This is a genomic window from Nostoc sp. LEGE 06077, from assembly GCF_015207705.1.
Taxonomy (GTDB): domain Bacteria; phylum Cyanobacteriota; class Cyanobacteriia; order Cyanobacteriales; family Nostocaceae; genus Nostoc_B.
Map to the genome: position 1 here is coordinate 1 of NZ_JADEWI010000078.1, position 19723 is coordinate 19723.

Genomic DNA, 19723 nt, shown 5'->3' on the forward strand with positions numbered 1-19723 from the left:
TTATCAATCGCACTGTGTAGAGAATTTTTCTGTCGCTGAAAGATAAGTAATACTTAACTGACCCAAAAACGTTGCGGCTCTTCACGAAAGTACAAGGATTTGGGACAATTGATACTGTCCAGAAAATGTCGCGTCAACCGGACAGTACCTCCCAGATAAATGACTCCCCAACCCCCAGGACGTAAATCTAATAAGCATTACAGGTCTAGAGAATACCTTACACCATCTGAGGTGCGATCTCTGTTAGATGCTGCACTTAATCGCCCTGCCCGTTATACTCACCGTGACTACACGCTGATGCTGATGATGTTTCGGCATGGGCTGAGGGTTGGTGAAGCTGTAGGTTTAAGCTGCGGGTTACGCTGGGATGCTGTGATGTGGGGTGAGCGTCAGATTTTCATTACCAGGGAGAAAGGTAGTGATTCTGGGGTGCATCCCTTGAGAGACGATGAATTAGAATTACTCAAAAAGCTGAGAGAACAGTACCCTGATAGCAAATACATTTTTGTGTCTGAGCGTGGTGAAGCCATGTCTACTGATGCAGTGCGGAAGCTGATGGGGCGGCTGGCAGTTATTGCGGGGCTTGATATCAAAGTTCACTGTCACATGATGCGCCATGCCTGCGGTTATTATCTGGTGAATCAGGGCTACAGCACTAGAGAAATTCAGGACTTTTTAGGGCATCGGGATATCAAACACACGGAGAAATATACCAAGCTGAATGCTAGACGTTTCTTGAATTTTGATTGGGGTGATTTGTGATCATAATCTAAAATACTATCAATTGAAGCTGAATAGTGTGCTTACGGATTTGCTTTAATTGTGATGTTTAATAAGACTCAAAATTAATTAAGTTTTTTTGCACCCTTAATACTATCGCACCTTAGTTAAGTGAGTAATCTGGTAGTAGGGAGAGGCATAAAAAACAGTTATTAAGCTGGCTATGTTAGTCCACTCCCCACTAATAGTAAACTTCTAATCTTGACGAATAGAAGGCTTTATTGGCGTTGTTGATGAACTCATTGGTGAAGTGATTTTATAGCCTTGTCCAGCACTGCAATTAGCAATCTGTGTTTGATTTTGTGTTTGGATTTGAGATTGTTTTTGCCTATTAGCTATTTCAAAGCCACCCCACAAAGATAAGCCAAGGCTAACCATTACTGCAAATTGTTTCAACGTCTTAGAGGAAACACCAATCTTTACTTTTAATGATATGCTTTCGTCATCAGAATTGAGATTATTAGCTAATCCGGTTGAAGAGTTTGGCATTTTTCTATCCTTTTTCTCTCGTCTTTACAACCAGATTAGATTTTTCAATAAGTAAAAGCGATCCCAGTAAATGGAAGATAATTAGGTAACGAACAAGTTACCTTTTTTGCCCTTTTTCTCTCACTTGATGTGGTTAAGTTCCCTTTTCTGTCCTTTTAGGAGACAATAGAGGGTGATATTACTGACGTTTAAACCTACATTGCACTCATCCCATGATCCGAGAGCGCAAGCCACGTGGTGTTCGTCCTACTGCACGTGGATATGAACTACTACAAAACGCTAGAGCCAATAAGCTGGATAGTAACAGTAAGCGTTTTACCTACAAACGCATCGCAGAAGAAGCAACTGTAGATGTAAAAACAGTTCAGCGATTTTTCAAAAATCAAGCTGTTGATATAGCTTCCGCAACTGCAATTATCAGCGTTTTTGATTTGAAAATATTTGATATAATTCCACCTCATGAATCTATTATTGAAAATTCGATACAAGATTCTGAAGAATCAAAACAAATTTTCTTAGATCAAATTAAAGCTAAAGAAGAAGAAATAAGATTGCTTCAAGAAAAAGGAACTTTATATGAATTGGATATAAAAAGGCTTGAAGATGAAAAATTAGAATTAGAAATATGTGTACAACGCTTAGATGAATCCCTCAAAATATTTAAAGGAATTACCATAGAATTTGAGGAACGTATAAAAGCCAGCCGCGAAGGAGCTACTTGGCTAAATGACCGCCGCCAAAAAGCTTTAGCACGAGAAGCCGTTGAATACCTACTTTTGGAATATCCTGAGATAAAGCAATATGGCGAAGATTTAAATTCATCTTCTCAGCTTCAGCAGTTTGTTAAAGATATTAGAAAGTATTTATACTTGATTCATCATTGCTTATACATGGGAAGTTACAATTTACTGCACAAAGCAATGATTGAATCAAGAATACCTTTTACTCTACAACCTAGCGCTTACATAACAGCATTCCAGTTTATTAAAAATCAGAGGATTTCTTCAGAAATGCCAAGCATAGTGGTCAAGGAACTAAAGTTCTACCTGGACTACCTAATCAAATTAATCGAGCCATTATGTTAAAAATCAATATTTTAGGTATGATGGCTCATCATCTTCATCGTCTAAGTTGTCTAAGTTATCTAAAACAAATTGATCGTAAATGTTGTTTGTATGTTCCAAATAAGCGATTACTGGTAGTAAAGTACGTCCAAGAATCGGATATTGTTCTACTAGGCTTTTCAATTCCTGCATTAAATGATTGTAAGGAGGCATTTGCATTAGCGTTCCTCTGAGGTTGTAATCTTTTGCATTTTCTGAGAGAGGTAGCCCTGATAACAATAAGACACTAACCTGATGCGTTATGAGAGGTGATGTATTAATACAGCTAACAACTGTCGGCTTTTTCTGTGTCTCTATCACTACCTTATCGTTCAGTAAAAAACCTAGATTACGGTTTGCTAACTACTGATGAGTACGGTTATCCTCATCCGTCAAAAGAGACACTATGATAATTATGTTTAGAAAGAGGCGGTTAGTTTAACCCAGCATTCTGTAGACTGGTCATAAAATATCGGTTTGATGTAAGGAAAGGGAGCAAGCAACACATGAAGCACGACTACATTTTTATCATGTGGCAGTTCCCTTCCTGAGCGAGTTTCAGAAAGCAAAAAATCAAATTGAACAAGTTGTAATTCTGTGTGGGCGAGGTGGGAGTTATCTAAATTTTTTAACGTACAAAAAACTCGTTTAGGATTGTTAGTCTGCGTTAAGCATTCCAGCTTGAAAATCTTTCATGGTAAGCTCAAATGCGGATGTAATGAGAGATTGAACATCTGCCTCTGTAGATAATTTATTAATATGCTGATTAGCTAAAGTAGTGAAACCATACTTTAAAAGTGTAGAACGTACTTTATTTAAATCTACAGAACAGCCTGCAACTTTGTCCAACTCTAAGAAGAAGCCCAAAAATAAGTTTAAGTATTCTTCTAACGTTATTTTATTAAGTTTCAGATTTTTATTATTTGTTGCTTCAATTTTTTGTATTAAACTAGCTGTGATAGCATCAATTGGGTAGGAAATGCTCATTAATTTTGCAAATTCATCTTGAAAATACTTATAGGTCGTATTAGAAACTGAAAAATGTTGAATACCCAGTAAGGGTACTGAAAGTTGGTTTGGAGCAAATTCAATGTATACTGCTTCTGGTGGCTTTTTGGAACCGTTTGTAGTTTCACCCACATATAAAATAGCATCTGCCCCAGAATAGTTTTCACTGATAACAACTGATCTTTGAATACGATTAAGAATGTTCAATACTCCAACTACCATTTTTGCAGAAGAACTCCAATAAACCTCTACTGAGTTATGGTAAACTCCTAAACCAAACATACTTATCACTTGTTCAGATGGTGAGAACAATTGCTCAACCTCAACAGCAAAAGATAGCCAATTACCTTTGTCATATCGTGCAAATTCTCGTACTGGCTTAGTGAAGTCATTACAAACCCACTCTGGTAAGAAAAATCCAAGGCATTTGAGGATAGTGTGAGCTGAAGAACGATATTGTTCCCGAAGATTTAACTGAACAGACATGGGTTGAGGTTTAGCATCTGTTATATCTGGCTTTGTCTCTCTAATAATTTTCTGAAGATTTTCTTTTTCTGCGGTTAAAGGATCTCTCCCTAACCAAGTGACCATACCTTGTCCTTCTATCCAACGCTTGGCTTGACTTTTAGAATTAAAAATAAGAGTTGAGTTGATACTTCCATCAGGTAAAACCTTGTCTTTAACAAAAGGTTGTTTAAATTTTAGCTTTGCTCCTTGATCTAGAAAGTAGCCGTTTTCTAAAATAATTTTGGGTACTTCTTTATGACGTTCTCCTTTAAACGACCAAGAATTCATCACAGCTTGAACATAAACAGCAAATGCTATGTCTGTTTGCGTTGAAAAGCTACTATTGCATTCATTACAGATCAAATTTCCTGTTTTATGTGAACCACCCCAAGAAGAATTGAATATGTGTTCTTTAGCTGTAGCTGGAAGGGAAGTTCCACAGTAGAAGCAGTTTTTTAGCTCTGATGCACGTTTGGATAGTTTCTCAAAACGAGTAAACATAAATAAAGTTGTCTAGCTTGTTGTAGTATTTATGTAGTATAACGCAACTATCTGCACGCTCATACCTCTGCAACCACTTTTGGCACTAAATTCTCTTTCAAAGTCCAGTTAATTATGACTTTATGGCGGATTGTTTGCACAAGCGAGCGCTAAGTCGGCGGTAAATGAGTTATCACAACATTAAAAAAATAATTATTAAGATGCGATCGTGATCACTACCACAACCGCATCTTATAGGTTAATCTTACTTATCCTCCTTAGATTTGGTTAACTTTCTACGGTCTGAATTAGACTCAGATGGCTTTTGCTCATTTGACTTAATGAGCATACTAATAGCCACAATGCTTCTACTTACACTATCTAGTAAAGGTAAGTAAGTACTGTCTTTTACAGCGAAGCCAATGGAGAAAATCAGGGAAATTGTCAGTAGAAAACTGATAAAGTTGATGTACATTGTTTAATTGATTAACTGAAATATGCTCGGCGATTTTGCGAGAATCTCTGAGCGTGTACTTAAAAAGACTACTCAAAACCAACAAAAGCCAAAATCGGTTAATGTTGAAGTTTTGATGAACTAAGCTCGGTAACTGTGAATTACCGAGCATTTACTTAAACAACTTGACGTAAGACCCTGGCAAAAAAATTGGTAGATGAAAATTAAAACAAGTAGATTTTACGTCTTAAATAGATATACCTATGAAAAGGCTTTCCTAAATAAGATGTCATTTAGATTAACTTATTATTTCCGTAATCGGTATTAGAAAAAACTCGTAAGCACCATATATACGTTCTAACGTAAAATATTAGCAAAACACTTGTAATCCTACGTAAAATTTAGATTTAATAAATATTTATCTTACCCAAAACACCGATTTTTCATACTATTAGTAGCTTGATATTGATAGTTAAGTAATGCGATTGTGTAAGTTAACAACCGCATTTTAAAGACTACTGTGACCTGTTTTCCTTTGTTAGAGGCAACTGTTTATGCTCAGACTTAATAAGCTCACTTATTAAAGTTATGCCTCCTACTACAGTTCCTGCTAACGGTATATAAATTGGATCTTTAGCTGCAAGCGCGATAGATGCAACCAGAGAAATAGTGAGCAATGAAGCTAGAATTTTTCTAAACATATTTATTCGTTCAATATGCTCGGTGAGTAATAGTCATCGGGCTTTTACTTCATCAGATTACTCAACACCAAGTAAAAAACAAAATGAAGTAATAATTAGTCTCAATGATTTGTCTGTGGGTAAACTGATTTGCCACATACTTAGAGAGTAATCTATTTTCTTGACTTTTCAAAATTATTGGTGTAGAATAACTCGCAAATTATAGATTTGTGAGAATTACAAAAAAACCTATTAAATAAGTAATTTAAATAATTTATTTTAAAAATAAAAGTTTTAGCTATAAGTATCAACTACCTACTAACACTCAGCAGTGAGCTTTTTCAGACTGTTAGTAGCTTGATAGATTGTATATATAAATCCGTTTGGGTATGAAACTTTATTAACTTATGCCTGCGATTGTCCGCTTGCGCTTCATGCTACTAGATAACCCTACTAACCGTGCAAGATGATTGCTCAGTATTAGCTGTGACAATCGTTTCTAGGATGCGACAGGGCAATACGCATGGGAAGTCGCACCCCAAATAAACCCTTATGGGTGGCCGCCGAGATACCGATATTGTTGGCGAAAGTGTTACAAACAGATAAACAAAGGTGTTACAACTAAACGCCGCGTGCATCGTGCTGTAGTGTGGAAGGATAGGCTTTAGGGACTTCCAGAAATTAAATTATCCAATTTTGAGAGCGAAGATGATGAGCAGATTCTTCCTCCCCCAGCTTCAAAAGCGTTCGCGTAGCGTCCCGCAGGGATGGGATATTTATTTAATTGGAAGTCCCTTCTTGGACACAGCCGAACACAGACATTTGAGTGGATGAAATATTTGTGATAAAGTGTATGTAGTTATTTTTTAATATAAACATTTTATCACAAAGTAACAATCGTAAAAGCTCCCATAGGGGGTTAGAAGAAATATGACCAGAGTGGAGCAGGTGCTGGAACTTGCCCGTGAAAGGGGAATTATCCAAGCCAAGGAAGCAGAAGCTTTAGGTATTCACCGCCAGCACCTGAAGCGCCTTGAGCAACAAGGACGGCTTATCCGTTCAGCCCGTGGGATTTACACGTTTGCAGACGCACCAATTACAGAACGCCACACCCTGGTTGAGGTGGTTAAACGAGTGCCACAGGGAGTTATTTGTCTGCTTTCCGCCCTGAACTTCCATGAACTGACTACCCAGGCTCCATTTGAAGTTTGGCTGGCCATTCCCCAAAAAGCCCGTGCGCCTAAAGAGGATCTTCTACCCCTGCGAATTGTACGTATGTCAGGCCAAGCGCTGGAATCAGGTATTGAAAAGCATTTTGTTGAAGGGGTGCGCGTTCCCGTTTATTCTCCTGCTAAAACGGTGGTTGATTGCTTCAAGTTTCGTAGCAAAGTTGGCCTTGATGTTGCGCTCGAAGCGCTACGGGAGTGCCTACAAAAAAAATGCTGCACGGTAGATGAAATCTGGCAATATGCTAAGATTTGCCGGATGCAGAATGTCATACGTCCTTATCTTGAAGCCCTCGAATGACCGAAAAGCCACCTCGAAACATAGCGGCTTCCATCAAAGCACGGCTGCTTCAACTCTCGAAACAGCAAAAAGAAGATTTCAATTACCTGTTGACGCGGTATGCTGCTGATCGCCTCTTATACAGGCTGAGTCAATCGCCCTATAAACAGCAGTTTATCCTCAAAGGGGCAACGCTGTTCAGAATTTGGAGTGATGAGCCGCATCGAGCCACCAAGGATGTGGACTTGCTAGGTCATGGCAGTCACGAAGTTATGTATTTGCAAAGTGTCTTTCAGAACATTTGCGGTGTTTCGTTTGCCCTAGACGGCATTATCTTTGAGCCAGAGACGGTGACAGGTGAAAAGATAAAGGAAGATCAGGAATATGAGGGAGTCAGAATTAAAGTGATCGGTCGATTGGATGGTATCCCCCTTCCAGTTCAGATAGACATTGGGTTTGGTGATGCTGTGACACCAAGACCACAGGAAGTTGCCTTTCCCCCTATTCTTAATCTCCCCACCCCTTCACTATTGATCTATCCGCGTGAAACCGTTGTTGCAGAAAAATTTCAAGCAATGGTTGCCCTTGGTATTGCAAACAGCCGCCTTAAAGATTTTTACGATATTTGGTTTCTCTGCCAGAAGTTTGAATTTCCGGGAGAGCTTCTGAGGGAGGCTCTGAAGAGTACCTTCAGTAGACGCAGGACTCCCTTACCCACAGCACTGCCCTTTGCCCTAACACCAGAATTCGCGTCAGATGCAAACAAGCAGAAACAGTGGCAAGCCTTTGTGCAAAGGGGACAACTCAAGACAACACAGGTTTCATTGTCTGAAGTTACCAGGGTGATAGGAGCATTTTTAATGCCTCCAAGTCTTGCAGCAGCGGCAGAGCAAGGATTCTTCAAGACTTGGACTCCTGAAAAACAGTGGTTTGATGGTTGACACAAGGAGACAGCAGCTAACGACACATCGTTTAGATGTTAATTTTTTTCGCCATTGTCTGAAATTTCCGTTGCTCGCCAGCCTGCTTGCGCTGGTGATACCGTTTTTTGGCTGACTCTAATATCTCCTGCATCAATAAAATGGGACGAACTAGGCAATACAGGTGACAACACCAAATCAGCCTAATTTTCTGATGTGAGTTTTTCTAACTCATCCAGAAGCTTCAATATCCGTGTTCTATTCTTCTGAACACTCACTCCTTTATTTTTTTGTAGTCGCTTGCTAATCTCAGCTAATCGTTCAGCTAAAACTCTATCTGGTGTTGTTTCTGTTTCAGGTGTCAGTTCTTTGATTTTCGTCTTGATTTCGCTCAAAGATAAATTTTCAGCAATAGCTATCTTGAGTAAATCAGAACGTTGCTGTTCTAATTTTACTCGTGCAATTGCTTGGGCTTTAGTGTACTCAATCTCGCCCTGTCTCAGTATAGAAAGGATATCGTCAGGAAGATTTAGCAAAGGAAGTCGGCTAGAGCGGAAGGTTCCAGCATTGAAACGGCCTATTTGAGACAACACTGTTTCAATCTGTTCAAGTTGAATCAGAACGTTCTGATTCAATTCAATACCTCTTTGTTTAGCGTTAAAAGACTGGTGCAAAATGGACACAACTTCACTCGCTTCTATTTCTAAGGAAAGCGACAAAATCTCTAGCACTGCCTCAGTTTCTTCCACTGGATTAAGGTCTTCCCGTTGTAAGTTCTCCATCAAAGCGACTTGGAGAGCTTGTTTGTCATCCAATTCATGAGAGACAATCGGAACTTCACCTAATCCAACTTCTCGTGCAGCCCGTAGCCGTCGTTCACCAGCTACTAGCTCATACTCCCCATCATGCAGTGGACGAACCAGCAATGGTTCCAAAATTCCATGTTCTCTGACTGAATGCACTAATTGGGCTAACTTCTCCGGGTCGAAGTAGCGACGTGGTTGTTTGAGCGGTAATCGAATCTTTTCAATTGAAACTGTAGTAGAAGATGAGTTGGAAGAGCTACTAAGGTAAGCATCAACCGTATTTAGCTTTGGTGCTACCCGATTAGATTTTCTTGGTGGCATTAAACTTCCTCTAGTTTCTGAGCAATAGCTTCAAGGATTTGGACAGATGGGTGTTTAGGATCATAAACCGCCAAGGGCTGCCTTGCCATTGAAGCATCAGCAAAGCTAATTGTTCTAGGGATAGCCGGAAAAATTGGAGCTATAGGACTCAGTTGTTCATTAATGCCATCAAGAATAACTTTACCTTGGCTAGTACGGCTTTCGTGCATCATAGGCACTACACCAGCAATCGCCAGCCCAGGATTAATACGTTCTTTTACTTGGCGAATAGAATCTAGCAGCAGTTCCACACCTAAAAAAGCTTTAAAGTGGGTTTGAATTGGTACAAGTACATGAGTAGAAGCTACCAAGCTCAAAATACTAAAAATTCCCAATGTAGGAGGGCAGTCAATCAGTACAAAGTCATAACCTTCTTGCACAGTTAATAATGTTTGCTTAAGCCTCCATTCACGAGCTATTACAGAATGAAGTTGTACCTCAATAGCACTCAATAGAATGTTGCTGGGAACCAAGTCTACATCATGTAGATTCTGGTGGAGCGGTAATGGAGCATCTTTTAACAACGAATCAGCAATGGTTTGCTTCAACTCGAACGGTTCTAAACCCATGAAGGCAGTAAGTGATGCTTGAGGATCAATATCCACTAGCAAAACTCGATGTCTCCGTTGAGCCAGCTGATAACCCAAATTCTGCGTCAGGGTGGTTTTACCAGTTCCACCAGCTTGATTAAAAAAAGAAATAATCTTAAGGGACACAGCGTTCACTGATGAACCAACTAGAGTTAGTTTAGCTTAAATAACTTTTATAGCAACGGACAAGGCAGTTAAGACACTAGGCTAGACGAAGCACATGTTCCATAGCATCCCTTATGCAGTCAAATTGAACTAGTTGTTGACGAATTCGACTCTTCAACCATGACCAACAGCGCTCAATTTTGTTCAGGTCAGGTGAATAAGATGGTAAGTATTTTAGTTGACATCCTGCTGATTCAATTATTTCTTGAATACGCCCGCCTCGATGAAATGTAGCATTATCTGCAATCACTACTTGTCCAGGTGTTAGCGTTGGAAGTAAACAAGTTTCAAGCCAAGTTTCAATCACATTGCGGTTACAAGAACCTTCAACAGTAAATGGAGCGAATAACTGCCCATTACAGTAGGCAGCTATCATATTGACTCGCCCTTGTCTTTGACCACTTTTGAGTGCATGAAATCGCTTTCCTTTTTCGTTCCAACCATAGCCATAATCATCTCTATTATCCATTCCAGCTTCATCTATATAGACAATTGACGTTTGTTGATACTTCTGGATATATTCTCGAAATTCTTGTCGTTTAACTTCATCTCTTTCTTGATAACCATAAGTTTTTTTTTACGCGTGAACCCATTTTTTTAAAAAGCTCTTGATATTGTGCGTTCACTAATCTTTTGTGACCAGAGGTTGGCCATCTCTGCTTGAGTTTTATCACCATTAACTTCAACAAATTTCCTAAATTCTTCCCAGTCAGTAATTTTATGGTCATTTCCTGGTGGTTGATTTGGTAATGCTTGATAATCTCCAGTACTGGCTTTTCGTTGTAGCCATAGGTTGATTGTATTTCGACTGATTTGAAAAACTTGCGCTGCTTCCGTTTTGTTCATCCCGTCTAACTCTATTGCCTGAATTACCTTCTGGCGTAAATCGTAACTGTAAGGTTTTGGCATGAGCTTTCCTTGTGCTGAACGCTTAATCTGTATCCAGTTTTACTTTACTCATTGAGTATACTGTTTGTCCTAACCGCCTTGGCAATTGCTATAGAAGGTGTGGGGTACCAGTTAGGTCGAGGGGGAGTATTATCTCCCCCTCGACCTAACTGCCACCCAAATTTGCTCATACGCGTTACAGTACGCAAAAAAGTTTTGCCCGTTTTTTTTGACTCAACAGCATCATCAGAACAAAATCACATTCACAGCTACTCGATTTACTACTATTGCACTACATAAGAACTACAAGAGTGATTCTTTCCTTGATCAGCTCAGTCCTAAATTTATTGGCTCACAATTCAGATTTAAGAACTCTTGGCGAATAAGCGGCGCAGCGGAGTGGCAATAAGCGGGCTTGTGGATCTAGTTGGCCTCACCAATATACAACTGCCCGTTTATTGCCACCGCTTATTCGAGCGAAGCGGTCAAGAGTTCGTCGGGGTGCTACTCGACTAACCCAAAAATGCTGGTCGTGTTGGCAGGCTCTTGAAGCTGGGGTGGCAGGGGAGGAAAAAGCGTTGTTAAACAATAACTCTTTCTCCCCCTGCTGCACCTCTCCCCCTGCTCGACCTACACGGCAATTTTAATTTGCTAAACCACTAGCCTCAACGTCTTAAACCAAGAGAACGCTGTCTGAGTTCAAGTTGCTCTCGTGAGAGCCTTGCCAGCAGTTGCAGATTCCAATCCCTTTGATCAGGCATGATAATTGTTGCCTGTGGCAACAACTTTTTGACAGCACCAGCCGCTTCTTCCCCAAACACATCATTATTAAATGCCACCCCAATTCTCTTGATTTTTCTAAGAAACTCTAATGGTAAGGATTGAGGGCTATCCACTGCCATGTACATAGTTTTCACTCTTGGTTCTCCTGAATGCGTCTCATCCTCAAGTGCCGCCACTGACAGCGTATCAATGGGAGACTTACACAAAATCACCCTCTCAATCTCCGAATCGGCTTGTCCACCCAGCCTGAGATAAAACCAGCAATCAGACCGTTTTGTACCTTTGGCATAACCCATGAAGGTATTATCTTCTCTAACCGTGCCGCGCATAAATGCACCCATGACTTCACCACCAACAGAGCGCATTGCAAACACAGCATTTTTTCGCTCGTCAGCATAAACTAATCCCGATTCAAAAAGTGCTGTCACCAGATTGTTAGGTATTCCTCTTTTTTGAGTTAAGTAGCTGTGTACTGCAAGCCATTTGCTAGAATCCGCTGGTGGCGGTGTAAATTGGGGTGTTGGTTGTTGCTGGACAGTCTTAATTACTTCTTCTTTAGTTCGGGCTATTGCTGCCCTCATTGCCCCTGACTCTCCAAAACAGTCATGTAACCAGGAGATCGCTGTTTTGAAATCACAGTCATTGACGTGCATTACCAAATCAATCGCACCGCCCCCGCCCTTTTGAGAACTGGGGGCAAAGTCGTAAAATTTTGTCCCATCTATATTAATGATGTGACCGTGACCCTTCCATTTGTTGGGTTGGTTGTCGTCGCGGTCTAATCCTAACTGCCACGCCACATCTTCTAATGCCAACTCACGCAGCAAGGCTGCCTGCTGTAACCACTGATTTCTCTCGGTTTCTAATTCTTCAATTCGCTGCTGTAACCTTTCATTCTCAAGAGCTAGAGCTTTGGCAGTGCGTTCTAGTTCCTGTTTCCTAGTTTGCGCTCTCTCCCGGTCGGCGGCTTTAGCTTGCATTTGGGACAGGGTAAGTCTGCTGTTCGGTTCTATGCCTGTGTTGACAATGCTGTAAAAGTCTTTGATGTCTTGGTGTTGTGCTTTACTTCCCTTGATACCGCGCTCTAAACCTAGATGCTCGGTCGCCGCCGAATATGAATCTTGGAACTGCCTCATTTTCTGCCGACCGTCGAAGAAGTGTTTGGCTCTCAGTTGTCGTTGCTCATCCAAGGGAACAAAGTAAGCATGAATGTGTGGTGTTGCTTCATCTAAATGCAGTTCCGCCCGCACAATGCGATCGCCGTAATTTTCTTCTAACCATTTTTTAGATGCAGTTAGCCATGCCTGTACTTTGTCAGCTTCATAATATCCAGCTTGACTTGGGCAGTCGGGGCGGAAGTATTCTGGTGAGGCTGTTAATAAAATCTCTACGGCATACACCGCATCAGGGCGAATCTTCCGCTTCTGTTCTCCAATTTTTTGGATTACCAAACTATCTAAAGTTTCGTCAGAATTTTGATTTCCAATGAACCTGATATTGTGTTTGTTACGATCTGCGTTGGGAGTTTCTCTTTGTCTTGCCGTATGCGCTTCACTGCCGCCCAAACTTGAACGTTTTAATTTTTTTATTCGGGCTATGGCGTAGGCCATATTCTTCTCCCAATTTTGAGTGAAAAATCACAGCGTCGTAGACCCCACGAGCCTTTTTGTTTCGACCGCAGGGAGAAATGGCTCTTGCCACCCGCAGGGCAAAAAGGTGTAGTGGGTACACTACTATATGGTACTTCTCGTTTCAGCCTTTTTTGGTAGCTGCCCCTACCCGAAATTTCTCTCTCCACTTTTGTCAAATTCTTGTACTTTTTTGACAGCTTATGTCATTTTTTTACATTATTTTGACATGACTTGTCACTATTATGGTATTTTTTGACATGCTTGGCTTTGTTGATAAATCCATTCAATAAGCTTTTTTAGCTTGTCATTATCTGTTTTTATTTTGACATCTTTTGTCAAAACTTTACTTTTTTGTGACACTATTTGGCAATTTTTTGGGATTTTTTGACTTTGATTGCGGCTATTTTTCTCATTTTTGATGCCCATTGCTGATTTCAGTTTTTTTCTCAAAAATCGGGGTTTTGATTTTTTCTCTCAAAGCTATGCCCGTCAAGGCTTTTACCCTTTTTTTGAGGATTCTGAATCACAGATATATTTTTACTCATTTTCCCAAAATCTTATTAGGAATACTTGATAATGAAAAATCACAAAAAACTACTATCCTATCGACTAACCGGACTTTTATGAGTGAGCCTGAATCCGTTGACTTTTTTTTCCGTTATCGTCCTGCTGCTGATAGTCCTGATGGTGTTTTATTGCGCTATCTGCTCTCTCACAATCCCACTCAACGCAAGCAGATGATTTTAAAAGCTCTTCGTGCTTTCTATTTGGTGGCGGCTTATGGTGATCGGGGTCAGTTTCAACAGTTCTCTGATGTGAAAAAACTTATGACGCTGCTTGAGGAAACTTATGGCGAAAATGCTATTGGTTCTTTTGACCATTCTTTGAGTCTCGATATTGATATCGGCGTTACTTATTCTGGTTGGTCTACTAACTCATCGCCCGAAGAAGATGAATAGGGTTAAATCTCACATTGCCCCTCATTGGGCAATTAATTTGGGGTAGTGTCAAGTTAGCTACGACTAAGGGCAAGTTAAACTATAACGCTGCAATTCAATCTCAACTATCTTCTTCTACGTTTTTTTGTTGAGAGTTTTGCAACTGTTCCTCTCAAGACAATTAAAAGAGGAATTCCAGAAATAATTAACGCTGGGATTACAGCCAAAGATATCGATGATATAGCAATACCCAATACCAAGAAAAATAACCCTCCAAACAATACCCAGCCTGACATCAGCACCCACCACGGCATCGTTCCAGAAGACATATTTCTCATTGCTCGACCTCTCAGGTAAATCTCACCCATCGGGTCATAACCTGAAGGAATTCTCTGCTGATCAGTCGGTTCTTCAGGGGCGGGTATCTCAACTCTAATTTTGTCTGTTGTGAAATTGCTGTCCTGTCCAAAAAAATCTTCAGGTTCGTCGTTATTGCTCATAGTTTGTAGCAGATAATTTTCACTGCACCTTCAAAGCATAACTAAACATACAACTGCAAATTCGGGTATTTCGCATTTGGCTTTTGTAGTATTAACGTAGTCTTTTGGTAGTAAATTTTGTTAGTTGCTTTTTTTTTCTCAATTTTGTCCCAAAAAAACTTTCCGCCAAACGTGGCGTACTGTGCGTCAGAAAAAGATGGATTACAGAGCTTAAAAGCTTTTAAGCGAATTTCACGATAATTGACCAATTATTGGGAGCAAATGGGAGACTTCTTATAAGTATTGGGAACTGTTCTTCTTTATTGGGAATTTTTGAGCTAATGAGAATTTTGTGAGTGGATGGTTTTTAAGGGGTAAAAAGGTAAGAAAAAATTGGAGAATTGGGAGATATTGTCTAGATATTGGGAGATGTTGAATGTAATTGGTGAGAATTGGGAAAATGGATGTTTTTTCGAGGTTTTATCTCAAATGCACGAATTGAGTCAAATCAATAAGTTAGCGCCAAAACTGTAATATTTATTGATAAATGTGTCAATAATCACGGTTTGGGCGGTTCATCTTGAGAGTACTTATCAATTAGATAGACGAAAAAAGGGTCAAAAACAGGGGTAAATTTTTTTTGTGGACTTTGTTTTTTAATGTTGAGTCTTGGTTCTCGTTCAAGCCGAATGCTCAACGTTTACTTTCAAAGTGATCTAACTACGATAGCCGAGCGATCGCGCATCTTGTGGTCAACCTAATCCAAGATAGAATCAGGAACGAAAAAAGTTCATTGATGATGAGCCAGGGGTAAGGTATGGAAGCCAAAAGCGAAGTGACAATTAAATTTAGCGGTGAACTACCAACAGCCACACCTCTTCCGAACAAGAAAGTTGCAATCGAGTTGACTGATCAGAACGGTATAGTTTTCACTGCTCAAGTTAATGCCAAAAGCTGGCGAAAGGCTGAAACTAGCGCTTCAGAATTCGCAGACTGGGCTGGGGCTGTATCGGGGAAGCTGGGTCAACGCACAGAGAAGGGCTTTGAAATTATTGATGCCGGAATTCAGCTTTTTGAAAAGAAGGCGAAGGAAGTCAAACCAGATGTAGGGGCTACTGTATCTGAAGCTGGCACTTCTTCATGACCACATACAACAAAACCCTACTCCTTCACTGGGATTGTGTTTGGTGTGGGGTTGTTGAGGGCTGAACAGGCTTAGTTTGAGTTTTGGGTTGAGCTTTCTTGACTGGTTTAGTTTGAAGTTGGGGTTTGGGTTTATTGCCCTTTGACGCGGCTATATTCGCCTTCTCCCTGGTGCGATTCATGAATTCTCTGTAAAGAACATGATTTTTTTTCGGAACTTGCTACCATGTAAGCTGTATATCCCTACATACCGAACCACCTATACAGTAACCGGGGCATTGAATCTATGAAGCCCCATGTAAATTTATCGCTCTTCTTTAGCTGCTCTCTTGTCAAAACTTGAGAGCAGTTTTGCATTCTCAATCAGTAACAGCGTAAGCTTTAGCTTTGGACTTTGCAGCATTGGCTAGTATTCTAGTTAGACACTGATGGTAGTAACAGGGGATGAAGTATGGGAGAAGCTAAACGCAGAAAACAGCTTTTGGGCGATGTCTACGGTTCACGAGTTAATTTAGAAAAATGCCCCATACCTTCAGAAATTAGTCTTGGATATGTGAGTGATGAAGCATTGGCAACCACAAAATGTCAACTGCATAGGATGCCTGAAGATTTTAAATCCACCTTTTTCATCGCCTTAACAAAAGCTCAAACTATAGTTGAGCCAGGAATTATTTTCTCTGAAGCTCTAAAGTTTTCCGGTGGAGTTGGTGTCGAAGTTACATTCCGCCCCGACATTGAAACTTTTATTAAATCCCGGTGTAATACTCCAGTTCTGGGTTTACGCCTGATACAAAAGCTCAAAAATATAGACTACAATACTCATCGAGTAATAGCTCTCCTTGGTGGCTCTGATACTCCCATGCTCCCGATTAACGTCTATTCTGTTCAGCAAATTGAAACTCTGCTTAACTACCTCAATGAAGACAGATAAACACAACTGTAGTGGCAAGAAATAGAAAAACCGCCTTCTTCAGATGAAGAATCGTTGACAGATGCTCAAAGACACAGGGGCGGCGTGAACAATATAATTTCTACCTCTGCCATAAGGTATTGGCAGAGATAGAAGCACTTTCAATCGTCTATTCCACGAATGACTAAATTCGTGTAATGCCCCAGATTCTGAGTCTGTGATTTCAATGAAAGATCATTTAAACAGCGATCGCTTTGCATTAATCAAAAATTAAGAAACGCTTGTGATATTAAAACCATAGACGGCTCCCTACAAGCGTTTGGGAAGAGTCTTATCTTAAATGATCAAGGTTTACTTAGTATAGTCAATTGACCTATAGTCGCCAAAACTTGTAGTCAATCGAATGATAGAAGGTTGGAGGTTCTGGATGTCAAAGACTAAAGTTTCTTTGATTAATTTTTCGCAAGTATCTTTTTTAGCATCATGCACTAGCCTCATTCTTACCTGTGGTGGAAATGATTCTTGATACGCTCCATTCCAATACAGATTGAAATCATGCTGCTTGCATCCACCACTATAGGAAACGTCAATTTTTAACTGTTTTCCTACAATTCTGCTGTTGGATAAAGAGAAACTATCCCCCTTTCGCGCAGAACCTCTCGTAATAACAATTTTTTGAGCGGCTCGCTCCTTATTGTAAATTAATGATACATCTGGTTGGTGAGAAGTATTTCGATAAGGGAAGGTAAATCCTTTAGCAGCTTGCAAAGTATTCCGAAGAGCTTGTTCCTGCATAAATTGAGCATTGCTAATACTAGTGATTGCCCCTGCGGACTGGCAAATAGTTAATACTGAAATCAAGGTTGATAGAGACAAAAGTCTAGTCAAAGAATGTGACAACATATTTGTTTCTTTAATTGTGTAAGAGTAAAAGAGCCTTCAGTACTAAGAGTTAGAAAGTTGCTAGATATGGCTGGTGCAGTAGATGAGTATCTAGCTAACCATCGAGAATGTTGTGTTGTTTGTAAGGTAGCAGCCAATATTGTCTGGCTTTCTGATTTACACGCCTGCTGTCTTCAAGGGGCAGTAGTATCTTCTTCAAAAGAACTGAGTTAACTTGATAACGCCGTTCATGTTTTTTAGAAAATAAATATTTTAAGTGCTGAACCCAAATCTTTCTGGAGTTACAAGCATATTGGAGCCTAAATTTAGCCAAGGTTTTTAGCTTCTAAACCTTTGATAAAAATTGGTGGGGTAAGCAAGACTTAATTAGTAGCAACTACCACAGGAATATCTTTTAAGTGCTTATCCCACCAATCTATTGTCAATGGATATCAATAAGCTGAATCCTTCTAAGAATAAATTGAGCCAAAAGCCTCATGTTTAAGGGGTTCAACACAGTTGTTGTCCTCTTAACAAACTATGGCCAGTCCTTATGACAAGTTTTGCAATAGTTATAACCTTCCTGAACAGCACCAGTAATACCTGTAGCAGCCGCTGCTGTTGCGGCAGCACCCGCCTTGATAGTTGGATTTCCAGGTGTAAGTACTGCTGCGGCTGCATTTCTTAGCATTTCTCCAGGATTAATACCCTTTCCAGCAGCATCCAAAACTTCTTTCGGAGAATGACCACGAGCTGCCTCCCTTTCAACACGAGCCGCCTCTCTTGCATCAGGATCGTAGGCAAGGCGTACTGAACTTTTCGGATCAGTTGTATAACCCTGGAATGCTCTATGAAAGTCAGGACACATGCGTTTTACTGAGCTTACAAGCGGTGAGATATCAGGGCAGTAAATTTTGGGACGGTAAGCAGATTTAATGCTTTCTTCCCACGCTGGTGGTTGTGGGCAACCGCAGACTATTTGCGGTAATGGCTTATATGACAGCGATTGAGAGGTTGCAGCAATTCCTGCCTGACTAATTAAGCTAGTAGAAGCTGCACTGACAACCATTAAACATAATGATCCAAAACCAAACTTTTTAACAGACATGGCAATTCTCCAGTAATATTCTTGGTTAATCCTGTACACTGTTTGCAAAACTCTCGTCGTTACGAGATTGAGCGAACGCAAATCGCTATACGGCATCAGTACCTCTGCTGATATCGGCACCTCTGCCAATACCAGCACCGGGGCCACGGGTTTGATAGCGTCCTGCAACAAGATTGTTTTTATCAGTGGAAATTGGTAATAACTTAGTGTTAACTAATGGTCGATCAAGTGGGCGTTGAGCGCTGGTGGTGATAGAATTTGATGCTTCTGGGCAGCGAATTGTCGGGCATAATTGTGGCGGAACATAGCGACCCCTACAGGTACAGCCCTTAATTGGAGGAATGGGTCGGGAAATTATACATGCTGATGCAGAGCCTACAACAGAGAGCAAGGACGCTATTGTCACTGCAATCATCGGAACCATCTTTCGATCTAAAGTTTTCATAATTTTCTCCCAGTCAAAAGTTGAAACTTCGTAACCCAATCGCCTGTAGACTCGCTTGTAAGAAGTGCTATCAGTAGCGATATCTCAATGAAATAGGATTGCTGACCGAGTTCAAGCCTGAAAATGACTGACTAAAGCTGACTTTTAAGTTATTGCATCCATGAGCGATGACATGCATGTAGAATCTAACTAGCTCAGATGTATCGATATGCCGCGATCGCTCAAGATTTCGACAAGTGATTGAACAAACTCAGAGGCAAATTTCCAATTCTAAGAAGGCAGCTGCTGCCGAAAAAGTCAAGAAAGTCTGAAAAATACCGTAAAGCTGGCAAATGTAATTGAATACTTAATTTAGACTCAAAATCTCGGTTGATATGGAAAAGAAACTTCTTATGAGAACTACAACATCTGTAAGATTGATAGCATTGCCAACATTAGTAGTAATCACAGGTCTAAGCATTTTTGCTACACAGGTTTTGGCATCTGCATCACTGACTGAAAGAAGTCTACTGAGTAATCCTCAGCAAGATAATGATTTATACATGGCTAAAAAAAATCAAAAAGATATATGCTCTCCCGTTCCTTGTGGGAGACCAACTGAGTGAGGTTTTCTCAGCTATAAATTTTTATGGGATCGCGTAGCTACGGCTGAGTTAACTCGATTTGTT

19 protein-coding genes and 1 pseudogene are annotated in these 19723 nt (G+C 40.3%); 8 read left to right on the top strand and 12 right to left on the bottom strand.

Going from position 1 to position 19723, the window contains the following annotated elements:
- Positions 1-159 precede the first annotated feature (159 nt).
- Positions 160-762: a tyrosine-type recombinase/integrase gene (locus IQ244_RS29365; protein WP_193900216.1), complete on the top strand. Its 603-nt coding sequence runs from the start codon at positions 160-162 to the stop codon at positions 760-762.
- A 213-nt stretch (positions 763-975) separates the two neighbouring features.
- Here the strand turns inward: IQ244_RS29365 and IQ244_RS29370 are convergent, their stop codons facing one another.
- Positions 976-1269 (bottom strand): hypothetical protein, encoded by a 294-nt coding sequence (locus tag IQ244_RS29370; protein ID WP_193900217.1) that lies wholly within the window; start codon positions 1267-1269, stop codon positions 976-978.
- 212 nt (positions 1270-1481) lie between these two features.
- Here IQ244_RS29370 and IQ244_RS29375 point away from each other — a divergent pair, with 212 nt between their 5' ends.
- Positions 1482-2354 carry a hypothetical protein gene (locus IQ244_RS29375; protein WP_193900218.1) on the top strand — a complete coding sequence of 291 codons (873 nt, stop codon included), beginning with the start codon at positions 1482-1484 and terminating at the stop codon, positions 2352-2354.
- Positions 2355-2357: 3 nt separating this feature from the next.
- Here the strand turns inward: IQ244_RS29375 and IQ244_RS29380 are convergent, their stop codons facing one another.
- Complete coding sequence (locus IQ244_RS29380; RefSeq protein WP_193900219.1) at positions 2358-2552, bottom strand: hypothetical protein; 195 nt, start codon at positions 2550-2552, stop codon at positions 2358-2360.
- Between the two features lie 477 nt (positions 2553-3029).
- Positions 3030-4388, bottom strand: coding sequence for an HNH endonuclease (locus tag IQ244_RS29385; RefSeq protein WP_193900220.1), 1359 nt, complete (start codon positions 4386-4388; stop codon positions 3030-3032).
- A 2043-nt stretch (positions 4389-6431) separates the two neighbouring features.
- Between IQ244_RS29385 and IQ244_RS29390 the strand changes: the two genes are divergently transcribed.
- On the top strand, positions 6432-7028 hold the full coding sequence (locus IQ244_RS29390; protein WP_193900221.1) for a type IV toxin-antitoxin system AbiEi family antitoxin domain-containing protein: 597 nt from the start codon (positions 6432-6434) through the stop codon (positions 7026-7028).
- Positions 7025-7948: a nucleotidyl transferase AbiEii/AbiGii toxin family protein gene (locus IQ244_RS29395; RefSeq protein WP_193900222.1), complete on the top strand. Its 924-nt coding sequence runs from the start codon at positions 7025-7027 to the stop codon at positions 7946-7948. Before IQ244_RS29390 ends, IQ244_RS29395 begins: the two co-directional genes overlap by 4 nt.
- Positions 7949-8130: 182 nt before the next feature.
- Here the strand turns inward: IQ244_RS29395 and IQ244_RS29400 are convergent, their stop codons facing one another.
- The 5 genes and pseudogenes from IQ244_RS29400 to IQ244_RS29420 form a co-directional block, all read right to left on the bottom strand.
- Positions 8131-9054 (bottom strand): ParB/RepB/Spo0J family partition protein, encoded by a 924-nt coding sequence (locus IQ244_RS29400; protein ID WP_193900223.1) that lies wholly within the window; start codon positions 9052-9054, stop codon positions 8131-8133.
- A complete protein-coding gene (locus tag IQ244_RS29405; protein ID WP_193900224.1) occupies positions 9054-9809 on the bottom strand; it encodes a ParA family protein in 756 nt (251 codons plus the stop codon). Before IQ244_RS29405 ends, IQ244_RS29400 begins: the two co-directional genes overlap by 1 nt.
- A 76-nt stretch (positions 9810-9885) precedes the next feature.
- Positions 9886-10757: pseudogene (locus IQ244_RS29410) on the bottom strand (IS630 family transposase).
- A gap of 644 nt (positions 10758-11401) precedes the next feature.
- Positions 11402-13129: a MobV family relaxase gene (mobV, locus tag IQ244_RS29415; RefSeq protein ID WP_193900225.1), complete on the bottom strand. Its 1728-nt coding sequence runs from the start codon at positions 13127-13129 to the stop codon at positions 11402-11404.
- 261 nt (positions 13130-13390) lie between these two features.
- Positions 13391-13576 carry a hypothetical protein gene (locus tag IQ244_RS29420; protein ID WP_193900226.1) on the bottom strand — a complete coding sequence of 62 codons (186 nt, stop codon included), beginning with the start codon at positions 13574-13576 and terminating at the stop codon, positions 13391-13393.
- A gap of 197 nt (positions 13577-13773) precedes the next feature.
- Here IQ244_RS29420 and IQ244_RS29425 point away from each other — a divergent pair, with 197 nt between their 5' ends.
- Positions 13774-14109 (top strand): hypothetical protein, encoded by a 336-nt coding sequence (locus IQ244_RS29425; protein WP_193900227.1) that lies wholly within the window; start codon positions 13774-13776, stop codon positions 14107-14109.
- 104 nt (positions 14110-14213) lie between these two features.
- On the opposite strand, the gene IQ244_RS29430 is transcribed toward IQ244_RS29425, so the two are convergent.
- Positions 14214-14588 (bottom strand): hypothetical protein, encoded by a 375-nt coding sequence (locus IQ244_RS29430; RefSeq protein ID WP_193900228.1) that lies wholly within the window; start codon positions 14586-14588, stop codon positions 14214-14216.
- A 796-nt stretch (positions 14589-15384) separates the two neighbouring features.
- On the opposite strand from IQ244_RS29430, the gene IQ244_RS29435 reads away from it, so the two are divergent.
- Both IQ244_RS29435 and IQ244_RS29440 read left to right on the top strand, forming a co-directional pair.
- Positions 15385-15711, top strand: coding sequence for a hypothetical protein (locus IQ244_RS29435; RefSeq protein WP_193900229.1), 327 nt, complete (start codon positions 15385-15387; stop codon positions 15709-15711).
- A gap of 450 nt (positions 15712-16161) precedes the next feature.
- Positions 16162-16641, top strand: a complete 480-nt coding sequence (locus IQ244_RS29440; RefSeq protein ID WP_193900230.1) for a hypothetical protein — start codon at positions 16162-16164, stop codon at positions 16639-16641.
- A gap of 330 nt (positions 16642-16971) precedes the next feature.
- Here IQ244_RS29440 and IQ244_RS29445 read toward each other — a convergent pair whose 3' ends face one another.
- Positions 16972-17496 (bottom strand): hypothetical protein, encoded by a 525-nt coding sequence (locus IQ244_RS29445; RefSeq protein WP_193900231.1) that lies wholly within the window; start codon positions 17494-17496, stop codon positions 16972-16974.
- Positions 17497-17589: 93 nt separating this feature from the next.
- Here IQ244_RS29445 and IQ244_RS29450 point away from each other — a divergent pair, with 93 nt between their 5' ends.
- Positions 17590-17736: a hypothetical protein gene (locus IQ244_RS29450; protein ID WP_193900232.1), complete on the top strand. Its 147-nt coding sequence runs from the start codon at positions 17590-17592 to the stop codon at positions 17734-17736.
- 304 nt (positions 17737-18040) lie between these two features.
- Here the strand turns inward: IQ244_RS29450 and IQ244_RS29455 are convergent, their stop codons facing one another.
- Both IQ244_RS29455 and IQ244_RS29460 read right to left on the bottom strand, forming a co-directional pair.
- Positions 18041-18706: a hypothetical protein gene (locus tag IQ244_RS29455; protein ID WP_193900233.1), complete on the bottom strand. Its 666-nt coding sequence runs from the start codon at positions 18704-18706 to the stop codon at positions 18041-18043.
- Complete coding sequence (locus IQ244_RS29460; RefSeq protein ID WP_193900234.1) at positions 18696-19055, bottom strand: hypothetical protein; 360 nt, start codon at positions 19053-19055, stop codon at positions 18696-18698. Before IQ244_RS29460 ends, IQ244_RS29455 begins: the two co-directional genes overlap by 11 nt.
- Positions 19056-19723: the final 668 nt, after the last annotated feature.